The sequence below is a fragment of the Cytophagia bacterium CHB2 genome (genome assembly GCA_030263535.1).
Classification (GTDB): domain Bacteria; phylum Zhuqueibacterota; class Zhuqueibacteria; order Zhuqueibacterales; family Zhuqueibacteraceae; genus Coneutiohabitans.
In genome coordinates this window covers 1-10,581 of record SZPB01000228.1, presented here as the reverse complement: position 1 = coordinate 10,581, position 10,581 = coordinate 1, and the positions used below count along the sequence as shown (strand labels likewise).

At 51.6% G+C, this 10,581-nt stretch carries 10 protein-coding genes; 9 read left to right on the top strand and 1 reads right to left on the bottom strand.

The genetic code is table 11. The features are described 5' to 3' along the window. The 7 genes from FBQ85_19710 to FBQ85_19680 form a co-directional block, all read left to right on the top strand. A partial coding sequence (locus FBQ85_19710; GenBank protein MDL1877362.1) for a class I SAM-dependent methyltransferase occupies window positions 1–500 on the top strand: 500 nt, incomplete at its 5' end. A 72-nt stretch (window positions 501–572) separates the two neighbouring features. Beyond that, the gene (locus tag FBQ85_19705) at window positions 573–1,685 is read left to right on the top strand and encodes a M42 family metallopeptidase (GenBank protein MDL1877361.1); all 1,113 of its coding nucleotides are present in this window, start codon (window positions 573–575) and stop codon (window positions 1,683–1,685) included. 14 nt (window positions 1,686–1,699) lie between these two features. Beyond that, window positions 1,700–2,176, top strand: a complete 477-nt coding sequence (locus FBQ85_19700) for a hypothetical protein (protein ID MDL1877360.1) — start codon at window positions 1,700–1,702, stop codon at window positions 2,174–2,176. 268 nt (window positions 2,177–2,444) lie between these two features. Further along, entirely contained in the window at window positions 2,445–3,806 is a 1,362-nt protein-coding gene (locus FBQ85_19695) for an aspartate aminotransferase family protein (protein ID MDL1877359.1), read from the top strand. A 54-nt stretch (window positions 3,807–3,860) separates the two neighbouring features. Beyond that, window positions 3,861–5,432, top strand: coding sequence for an aldehyde dehydrogenase family protein (locus tag FBQ85_19690; GenBank protein MDL1877358.1), 1,572 nt, complete (start codon window positions 3,861–3,863; stop codon window positions 5,430–5,432). Window positions 5,433–5,581: 149 nt separating this feature from the next. Continuing rightward, complete coding sequence (locus tag FBQ85_19685) at window positions 5,582–6,478, top strand: CoA transferase subunit A (protein ID MDL1877357.1); 897 nt, start codon at window positions 5,582–5,584, stop codon at window positions 6,476–6,478. 63 nt (window positions 6,479–6,541) lie between these two features. After that, complete coding sequence (locus FBQ85_19680) at window positions 6,542–6,994, top strand: SRPBCC family protein (GenBank protein MDL1877356.1); 453 nt, start codon at window positions 6,542–6,544, stop codon at window positions 6,992–6,994. A 79-nt stretch (window positions 6,995–7,073) separates the two neighbouring features. On the opposite strand, the gene FBQ85_19675 is transcribed toward FBQ85_19680, so the two are convergent. Continuing rightward, complete coding sequence (locus FBQ85_19675; GenBank protein MDL1877355.1) at window positions 7,074–8,045, bottom strand: phosphatase PAP2 family protein; 972 nt, start codon at window positions 8,043–8,045, stop codon at window positions 7,074–7,076. A gap of 214 nt (window positions 8,046–8,259) precedes the next feature. On the opposite strand from FBQ85_19675, the gene FBQ85_19670 reads away from it, so the two are divergent. Then, window positions 8,260–9,357, top strand: coding sequence for a tryptophan 2,3-dioxygenase (locus FBQ85_19670; GenBank protein MDL1877354.1), 1,098 nt, complete (start codon window positions 8,260–8,262; stop codon window positions 9,355–9,357). Between the two features lie 79 nt (window positions 9,358–9,436). Then, window positions 9,437–10,581, top strand: a 1,145-nt coding sequence (locus FBQ85_19665; GenBank protein ID MDL1877353.1) for a S9 family peptidase, incomplete at its 3' end; no start/stop codon positions are given.

Sequence of the window (10,581 nt, the reverse complement as noted above, 5' to 3'; positions counted from 1 at the left end):
AACTCCGGCAGGATCGGTTTGTCGCTGAACGAGACGGCCTGCCGCTTACCCTCGTCGAAGGCGACATGGCTGATCTCTCGATCTTTGACAACGAAAGTTTCGATCTCATCGTGCATCCGTGTTCGAATATGTTCGTTCCCGAGGTGCTGCCGGTTTGGCGCGAGGCTTTTCGGGTGCTGCGCCGCGGCGGCGCGCTGCTCTCCGGTTTCGTCAATCCCATCTTTTATATTTTTGATCAAGATCTTCAATTTGAACAAGAAATCCTGCAAGTCAAGAACACGATACCCTATTCCGATTTGACCGGCGAAAGCGAAGAAGATCGACAACGCTATCTTGCGAAGGGCGAGCCGCTCGAATTCGGCCATAGCCTGGATGATCAAATTGGCGGGCAGTTGAAAGCCGGTTTTGTAATCACTGATTTCTTCGAAGACAAATGGGAGGCCTGGTTGCTCTCGAAGTATATTTCGACGTTTATCAATACCCGCGCGATTAAGCCTTAACTCACGGAGGAGCATCTGAAATACCTTACCACAAAATGCCGGCGTACACGCGGTTTTGCCGCCGCTGCTCTCATGCTCGCCCTCGCGCCGTGTCTGGTTCAGGCGCAAGAGCTTGATGACACCGAAAAAATGCTGCGTGATCTTTCTGAAGCGCCGGGTGTCTCTGGATACGAAGAACCGGCAGCGCAAGTGTTTATGAAATATCTCAAGCCACATGTCGATGAATTGCAACGCGACAATCTCGGCAGCGTGATTGGCGTTAAAAAGGGCACGGCAAACTCGCCGCGCGTGATGATCGATGCGCATCTCGATGAGATCGGCTTCATGGTCAAGCGCATCGATGAGAACGGCTTCGTCAAATTCTTTCCGCTGGGTTGGAATTTTTCGCAGCAACTGCTCGATCACCGCGTTATCATTCACACGCGCACAGGCGAGGTTCTGGGCGTGATCAACACCGGTCCGGATATTCAAGAAGACAAAATCATTCCCCGTGAGGAGATGTGGATCGACATCGGCGTGGCGAGCAAAGCTGAAGCCGAAGCGTTGGGCATCCAACCTGGCGACCCGGTGACGCACGAGAGCAAATTCGCGGTGATGGCGAATCGGAGATTTTTGCTGGGCAAAGCTTGGGACGATCGCATCGGCCTGGCGGTGATCATCGGGGTGATGCAAAATCTCGCAACAGAGAAACATCCCAACACCGTGTTCGCCACCGGCGCAGTGCAGGAGGAAAATACACTCGCCGGCGCCAAAACCGTGGTGGAAGCCGTGAAACCGGATATTGCCATTACACTCGACATCGATGTGACGAGTGATCTGCCCGCCAATACCAGCGAAGATTATGCGCAGCCCGTGCTCGGCAAGGGCGTGGTGATCATTCTGCACACCTATGAAATGTTGCCTCATGTAAAACTGCGGCATTGGGTGCAGAGTATTGCGGATGAGTTAAAAATTCCGTATCAATTCATGCTGGAAGAAGGCGGCGGTACCGATGCCGGGCCCATTCACAAATGGCATACCGGCGTACCGACGTTGGATTTGGTGATTTCACAACGCTACTATCATTCTGCCAACGGCATCATTCATCGCGATGACTACGAGAGCGCCGTAAAGCTGATTACGGAAGTGGTGAAGCGGTTGGATGGGAGGAGATTGGAGGAGTTGAGTTTTAAAGTAGCCAAATAGATTGGAAAAGCAAAATGGCAAAGAAAGCGAATATTACAGCTCAATTTCTTGTCACAGACTACGCTTGTTTACAAGAAAGAGTAAAGACGTTTGAAGAGATTAAATCTGCTCGCGTAAACTTTTTTCTTTTGATTGTTGGTGCTGTTGGCGCCGGTATATCAGCAGCAATGCAGGTGCAGGCTGTACGTGACAATGCACAAATTATTATTCTTTTGAGCACAATCACTTTGTTCTTACTGGGAATCGCCACGCTTCAGCACTCCGTAAATTATTCAGAGGCAATTGTTACCATCTTTAGAAGATCAGGAAGAATTCGAAGATGGTTTTTAAACGAAAATCCAAAGCTGGCTCCTTTTCTTGTATTCGAAGCAGCGGACAACAAACCACGATTCGACATAAATCTTAGTAATTTAATATGGCGTGGTGCCGAGCCGGTCATAATAGTCCTGAATTCAGTTTTGTTAACTGTAGCCCTGATAATGTTTTTTTGATTCAAGTTCCAGAAATATTTCAAAGCCCTATCATTATTAATCTATTGGTATTGATTATACTTATTTTGACGTTTAGTTATTTACAGCTATTTTTTGTTAGGTTGCGCATGCAAAGACGTCAGAGTAGTCAAGAAAAATTTAAAGAAGACGCCGATGTGATTCAAGGTGTCATCTTCCCGTACAACAAGAATGAGTATCGCAAGCTTGTTTCTGAATATTTTAAAAGTCAAGAGGCGAGTTAGATTGATGAAGAATTGATGAATAGCATATGAACCCTAATTCCCAGTTCTCCTACCCCCACGGCAACGTCCTCTACCGCAAGCTGCGCTATGAATTCCCGATGATGGTGGCTGGCGAAGGCGTTTATCTCTTTGATGCCAACGGCAAACGCTACATTGACGCCTCGGGCGGCGCGATTGTGTCGAACGTTGGTCACGGTAATCAGGTCATTGCAAATGCCATTGCACAACAAGCTGCTAAACTTGCGTACGTGAGCGGCCTGCAATTCACGCATGAGCCGGTGGAAGCGCTGGCGACCGCGCTGTGTGAAATTGCGCCGCCGGGATTGACCAGGGCTTTTTTTCTCTCCGGCGGCACCGAAGCAACCGAGGCCGCAATGAAGCTGGCGCGACAATATTGGATGGCCAAAGGCAAAAAATCAAAATACAAAATCATCAGCCGTTTGCCGAGCTATCACGGCAACACGTTTGGCTCGATGGGGGTCAGCGGCCGCCAGGCGTATCGCGTGCAATTTCAAAACATGTACGTCGATCATCCCAAAATTCCGCCGCCGATTTGTTATCGTTGTCCCTGGGGCAAAACGTTTCCGCAATGTGATTATGAATGCGCGAACGAGTTGGAGCTGGCAATTCAACAGGAGGGACCGGATACCGTTGCCGCGTTTTTGGCGGAGCCGGTGCTCGGCTCGACCGGCAGCGGCATGGTTCCGCCGGCGGAATATTATCCTCGCGTTGTGGAGATTTGCCGCAAATATGATCTGTTGTTCATCGCCGATGAAATTCTTTGCGGCATGGGCCGCACCGGCGATTGGTTTGCGATAACGGGCACGGGCGCAGCGCCGGACATTTTGCTTGCCGGGAAAGGCCTCACCGGCGGTTATGTTCCGCTTTCCGCCATGCTGGCGCGCGGCGAGTTGATCGAAGCCCTCTACAACAGCGGCGGTGATTTTTTGCACGCACAAACTTTTGCGCATCATCCCGTGGCATGCGCTGCCGGACTTGCAACCATTCGTTATCTGCAAGAACATCATCTCGTCGAGCGCTGCCGCGACATGGGGAATGTTCTTCATGCCGTTCTCAAACGTCTGGAAGATCATCCGTTTGTCGGCGAAATTCGCGGCAAAGGCTTGCTCGCTGGAATCGAATTAACGGCGAATAAAGCGACGCGCGCGCCATTCGCACGCAATCTAAAAGTCGTTGAGAAGATTGCCACTGAGGCATTGGCGCGCGGCTTGATCATCTGGACCAACGCCGGACATGTTGACGGTACAAATGGCGACGGCATTTTGCTCGCGCCGCCGTTTATTGTGACGCGGGAACAAATTGAGGAAATTGTGAATGTGCTGGAGCAGAGCATGAATGTGGTGGCCGCGAAAGTGCCCATCGGATGACAAGGGCGGCGGCCAGAAGAATGTTAAACTTCATCTGAGAGAGGAGAGTTTTCCATGGCTGCAAAAAAGCAGTTTAAAATCACCTATTCCACGCTCGGCGCGGATATGGAAAAGTTTCATCGCGAATTTGATCGCGCGCTGGACAAAGTGCGAGGACACTTTGGCGAATCGCATCCGCATTACATCAACAATCAAGCAGTCGCCGGCGCCGGGCAAACGTTTGCCAGCAAAAGTCCGGTGGACACGAGCATTGATTTGGCTTATTTCCGCGAGGGAACCTCGGACGAAGTCGATGCCGCCGTGCGCGCAGCCAAAGAGGCGTTCCCGAAATGGGCGGCAACCGATTACCAAAAGCGCGCAAAGATTGTTCAGAAGGCGGCTGCCCTTATTCGCAAAGACAAATTTACGCTGGCCGCAATCATGGCGTTTGAAGTCGGCAAAAACCGACTGGAATCCATGGGCGATGTGGAAGAGTCCGCCGACTTGCTGGATTATTATGCCAAGCAGTTGCTCGATGCCAAAGGCTTTTTAAAACCACTCGGTAAACTTTCACCCAAGGAGGATACGCGCTCGGTTTTGCGGCCTTATGGCGTCTGGGCGATGATTGCGCCGTTTAATTTTCCCCTGGCGCTGCCCACCGGCATGAGCGCCGGTGTTTTACTCGGCGGCAATACGCTGGTGTATAAATCGTCTGTTGATACGCCGTGGATCACCGGGCGTTTGGCGGAGATTTATATTGCTGCGGGCATGCCTCCCGGTGTTGTCAACTTTGTTGCGGGTGATCGCCACATGGGTAATATTCTGATAAGCCACCCTTTGCTCAATGGCATTGTCTTCACCGGATCAAAAGCTGTGGGCATGAAAATTTTTCAAGAGTTCAACCGGGACTATATCAAACCGGTGATTCTTGAGTTGGGCGGCAAGAACCCTGCGATCGTGATGCCCAGCGCGGATCTCGAGGTGGCGTCTGATGGTGTGATGAAGTCAGCGTTTGGATTGCAGGGGCAGAAATGCAGCGCCTGCTCACGCGTTTATGTTCACAAAAAAGTGAAAGACAAGTTTCTCGAGCTGCTCCTGCGGAAAACCGCGGCTATCAAAATTGGCGATCCCATTGAGCGCGACGTTTTTATGGGCCCGCTGGTCAACCAAAAGGCCTATGATAAATTTGCCGCAGCAGCGGAAGAAGCGCGGCGCGACGGAACGATTCTCACCGGCGGCGACCAATTGCGTGAGGGCAATTTTTCCAACGGCTACTTTGTTGAGCCGACCATTGTCGATGATTTGCCGCGTGATCATCGCATCTTCAAAGAGGAATTGTTTCTGCCATTTCTGGCGGTGGGCGAGATGGAATCCCTGGAAGAAGGCGTGCAATTGAGCAATAATGTAGAGTATGGCCTTACCGCCGGCATTTACACCAAGAACAAGAAGGAGCTGGCTTATTTCTTCGACAATATCGAAGCGGGCGTGACCTATGCCAATCGCCGCAGCGGCGCGACAACCGGCGCGTGGCCCGGCGTGAATTCCTTCTGCGGTTGGAAGGGTTCGGGCGGCAGCGGCAAGGGCGGATGCGGGCCGTATTATGTGCAGCAATTCATGCGCGAACAGAGCCGCACCATTCAGAAGTGATTGACAGAGGTTTTCTTGTTGCTCGTTGCTGTCTGTTGGTTTATCATGTCTGCCACGAGACATGATAAACCAGCGGCGGCGAGCAACGCTGGCAACATCTCTAACGAAGCGATAATGAGAGAGTCATGAGCATTTCCAACTCGAAAGTCATGTCGATGTCGGAAGCCGTCATGAAAAACGTGCATGATGGTGATACGATTGCGATCGAAGGCTTTACCCATCTCATCTGTTTTGCCGCCGGGCATGAGATCATCCGGCAACGCCGGCAGAATCTCACGGTATGCCGCCTGACGCCGGATTTGATTTATGATCAGATGATTGCGGCAGGCTGCGTAGGAAAAATGATTTTTTCCTGGGCCGGCAACCCCGGCGTTGGGCCATTGCATGCGCTGCGCCGCGCGGTGGAGAAAGGCAAGCCGCATCCAATCGAGCTGGAGGAATATTCACACTTCGGCATGGCGCAACGCTTCGTGGCGGGCGCGGCCAAGCTGCCGTTTATGCCGTTGCGCAGTTATAAAGGCACCGACTTGCCGATCGTCAATCCCTTGATTCGAACGGTAACCTGCCCGTATACCGGCGAAGTGCTTTACGTCGTGCCTGCGCTCAATCCCGATGTGGCGATTGTGCATGCGCAACGCGCCGATGCGCAAGGCAACACGCAAATTTGGGGTCTATACGGCGTGCAAAAAGAAGCAGCATTTGCCGCGCGGCGAGTGATTGTTGTTGTGGAAGAACTGGTGGATGAAAACGTTATTCGCCAGGATCCGAACCGCACGGTGATTCCCGGCATGATCGTGAACGCTGTGGTCGTCGAACCGTTCGGCGCGCACCCGAGCTTTGCGCAGGGCTACTATGATCGCGATAATGATGCCTATATTGCTTGGGATGATATTTCGAAAGACGAGCAAAAAATGGCGGATTATCTCAACGAGTGGATTTATGATTTGCCCGATCGCGCCGCCTATTGGCAGAAGCTCGGCCCGGAGGTGCATAAGCGCTTGACGGTGCAACAACGCATGAGCGGGGAAGTGAATTATGGATTCTGAGAGAATGGATGAGATATGAATGTTATGAAATCGCGATCAGGTACGCATATTTTAAGAACAGCGATGACAGTTCCGCTGCCGATTGACGCCGTTTTTTCATTTTTTTCGGAGGCCGCCAACCTCGGCCGCATCACCCCGCCGGAGATGCTTTTTCGCATTCTGACGCCGGGGCCGATCGTGATCCAAGCCGGCACATTGATCGATTATGAAATCCGGCTCTTCGGCATTCCCATGCGCTGGCAAACATTAATTTCGCGTTGGAACCCTCCGCATGAATTTGTTGATGAGCAATTGCGCGGGCCTTACGCGTTGTGGATTCATACCCACCGTTTTCGCGAAATTGCCGAAGGCACGGCCATTGAAGATGAAGTGCAGTATCGTTTGCCGTTTCGGCCGTTTGGTGAATTGGCATACCCGTTCATCAAGCGGCAACTTGATCGTATTTTCCGTTACCGGCAAAAAGCGGTAGTGGAGATTTTATTGAGCAAGAACCGGCAAGACAAAATGCCGGCGTGAGCAGCGTGTTCTGCTCCCGCGGGTTTGCCGAAAGTTTGGTAGGCTTTGTATCAATTGAACTCACGTGACAACGGCGAGTTTACAGAGATTGCTCAATCAAGGCTACGTTTTTTGTGAACTGATGTTTGGCCTGCGGATCTTCTCCCCGCCTCTGTAAGAGATACAGCCCGGCGTGATATGCCACAAAAGCCAGGGCGATCCCCGCGATCGGATCAAGAGCATGATGATAGCCGAGATACACGGTCGCTAACGCCACGCCCAAAGCCAGCGGAATTAAAACATAACTTATCCGGCGGTTATACCGCCATGCGACCAGCGCCCAGGCCATGGCGCCGGAAACATGCGTCGATGGAAAGCAACCGCCGGCAATCGCGCCTTGCGATTGCAACTGTTGCGTCAAGGGTCCGAAAAAATAGCCAGTGTATTCCGTTGTGCGCAAAGCCTGTAATGAATCGATCATGCGCGGACAGAGTGAGGGGAAGGCATAGAACAAAACAAAATTGCCGCAATAAGACAGCGTCACAGTCGAAAAAGCGGCGAGCGTTTCTTCATATTTGCCCCGCAGAAACAGCGGAAGTGTTGCCAGCGGCAGAAATGAATAATATGAAACATAGAAAACATTCATCAGCTCGTCGAGCCAGGGCGTGTAAAGACGCTGCGCCCAAATGGTGGGATGGACGCCGAAGATCGCGACATCTGCTTCAATGAGAAGATCAATGGCCCAATACGAACCGGTAAACATGCGGTTCATGTGATTCATCTCAAAGTAGCCGTAAAAGATGGCAATGATCGGGTAGAAGGTTCGCAGAAACCAGAGCACGCGATTGTGCGCATGCGCTTCACCAAACCGTATGATTTCCAAAAAAACAATAACCAGGATAACATGAATTAAGAAATCCTGCGGCCAGTAGGGCACATGATGATGGAAGAAGGGCAGGAGTAGAGCCAGTAATCCAATGTAACCGAGGGACAACAGATCCAGCAGGCGAAAGCGAATGCGACCGTAACGCTGATGATAAAACTGCTTGAGTGAGATTGGAAGGAATGCCATGAAGCTCCCGGTGTTTGGGAATGTAGATGATTCTAAGCGCAGCGTTGTCTCATGAAGCAGCTTTGAGTTATGCTGATGAAATCGAATCGCGGCGCGCTTTTGTGAGAGCGAATATAACTAAACACAATTGCAGTTCCAAATCGAAGCTTGACTTTAGAAGAGATTTATTTATCTTTTAAAAAAATGAAGGAAAGGCACGACGTGCCGTGATGATATGGCGGAAAACAACAATCAGCCTCTCTATTATTCCGACTATTTGCAGCTTGAACGCTTGCTCGGGAGCCAATCACCCAAAAGCGCTGAACACGGCCGCCCGGCGCATGATGAAACGCTTTTTATCATTGTGCATCAGGTATTCGAGCTTTGGTTCAAGCAGATCCTTCATGAGCTTGATTCGGTGCTGGCCTTGTTCAAAGGCGATTATGTCGATGAGAAGCAAATCAGCGTCGTGGTTTCGCGGCTGTTGCGCGTCAGCGAAATTCAAAAATTGATCAACGAGCAATTCCGCATTATCGAAACGATGACGCCGCTGGATTTTTTGGAATTTCGCGGCTTGCTGGCGCCGGCCTCGGGATTTCAAAGCGTGCAATTTCGCTTGATTGAAAACAAGCTGGGCTTGCGGCCGGAACGGCGCATGTTGTTCGACAAGAATGCCTACACGACACATGTTTCGCCCGAGCATGAGAAAATCATTTTGCAATCGGAGGCGGAACCCTCGCTGTTGCAGCTCATCGAGCGTTGGCTCGAACGCACGCCGTTTCTCGATTTCAACGGCTTCAATTTTTGGTTATCCTATCGCCAGGCGGTCACGCGCATGCTGCAATTCGAACGCGAAAAAATTGCCGGCAATCCGGCCATTTCCGCCGAAGAAAAGCACAAGCTGGAAGAAAGCTTGGTGGCAAACGTTGAAAGTTTCAACGCCCTGTTCGATGAAGCCTCGCACCGGCGGTTGACCGACAAGGGCAAACGCCAGTTATCCTACAAAGCCATGCAGGCGGCATTGTTAATACAACTCTATCGCGACGAACCGATTTTGCATTTGCCTTACCGGCTGCTCACCGCGCTGGTCGAGATTGACGAGTTGTTCACGACCTGGCGCTATAAACACGCCTTGATGGTGCATCTCATGATCGGCAACAAAACCGGCACCGGCGGCTCCGCGGGTTATCATTATTTGAAGGCGACGGTGGATAAACACAAATTGTTTGCAGATTTGTTTAATCTATCAACGTTTTTGATCCCGCGTTCGGAACTCCCGGAATTGCCGGAAGAGATTCGCAGAAACCTGGGGTTTTATTATTCTGCAAAATGAATTCGAAGAAGGCCTTCGTCGCGTGCCATGCCTCGGGCGGGCTTCTTGTTGAATCTGTCTAACCGCGGATAGATGAGCCATGAAAAGAATCATACTTTGTTTGGGAATTCTTCTGCTCGTGACGCACAGCTTCGCACAAACGCCTTACAAACTTCCGCCGCCGGAAGTCGTCGCCATACTCGATGCGCCGCCCACGCCTTTTGTGATCGTGAGTCCGCGCAAAGAAGCGATGGCGCTGGTGGATTATCGCCCGCATCCCTCGATTGCATTATTGGCGCAGCCGTTTTTGAAATTGGGCGGTTTGCGCATCAATCCGGATACCGGCAGCCGGCAACGGTTATCCCAGTATACCCGCCTCTCCGTTCATTGGATACAGCAAGGCAAAATTGTTAACCTGCAAGCGCCCGCAGATGCCAGGATCGGCGTGCCGCGCTGGTCCTATGACGGCACAAAGCTCGCATTCACACATGATCTCGATGACGGCGTCGAGGTTTGGGTGGCGGATGCCGCGACCGGCAAAGCCAATGCGCTTGCAAATGTGCGCGTGAGCGACGTTCTGACCGCGCCGTTTCAGTGGACGAGTGATAACACGCATCTTCTCGTGCAAATGATACCAGCGGGGCGCGGCAAAATGCCGGAGTCGCCCAAGGTTCCTTTTGGCCCGAACATCGAGGAAACCTCCGGCAAAATTTCAAAAGTCATGACCTTTCAGGATCTATTGAAAAATCCCCATGACGAAATGTTGTTTGAGTATTTTGCCACGACGCAACTGGCGCTGGTGAATTGCGTTTCCGGCGATATGACGATGATCGGCGAGCCGGCAATGATTATGAATGCAGAGTTTTCACCGGACGAAAAGTATGTGCTTGTCACAAAACTCAAAAAACCGTTCTCTTACCGCGTGCCCTATTTTTATTTTTCTCGTTCGACGGAAGTCTGGGATCGCACCGGCCAGTTTGTCGCCACGATTGCCGATCTTCCCATCTCCGACGAAATTCCAACGCAAGGCGTTCCCACCGGCCCGCGCAGCGTGGAGTGGCAGCCGTTGCATCCCGCAAAGTTGCTTTGGGTGGAAGCGCTTGACGGCGGCGATCCGTTGAAGAAGGTCCCCTTTCGCGACAAGCTTATGACACAGGCCGCGCCCTTCACAGCAGCACCGGCTGAAGTCATGCAGATTCAGCATCGCTTTTCCGGTTTTGATTGGACGGCAAAGCGCGATGAAGT

Coding starts and splice junctions, on each gene's coding strand:
- FBQ85_19705 (MDL1877361.1), top strand. CDS start 573: ATGCTCGCCCTCGCGCCGTGTCTGGTTCAGGCGCAAGAGCTTGATGAC.
- FBQ85_19700 (MDL1877360.1), top strand. CDS start 1,700: ATGGCAAAGAAAGCGAATATTACAGCTCAATTTCTTGTCACAGACTAC.
- FBQ85_19695 (MDL1877359.1), top strand. CDS start 2,445: ATGAACCCTAATTCCCAGTTCTCCTACCCCCACGGCAACGTCCTCTAC.
- FBQ85_19690 (MDL1877358.1), top strand. CDS start 3,861: ATGGCTGCAAAAAAGCAGTTTAAAATCACCTATTCCACGCTCGGCGCG.
- FBQ85_19685 (MDL1877357.1), top strand. CDS start 5,582: ATGTCGATGTCGGAAGCCGTCATGAAAAACGTGCATGATGGTGATACG.
- FBQ85_19680 (MDL1877356.1), top strand. CDS start 6,542: ATGACAGTTCCGCTGCCGATTGACGCCGTTTTTTCATTTTTTTCGGAG.
- FBQ85_19675 (MDL1877355.1), bottom strand. CDS start 8,045: ATGGCATTCCTTCCAATCTCACTCAAGCAGTTTTATCATCAGCGTTAC.
- FBQ85_19670 (MDL1877354.1), top strand. CDS start 8,260: ATGGCGGAAAACAACAATCAGCCTCTCTATTATTCCGACTATTTGCAG.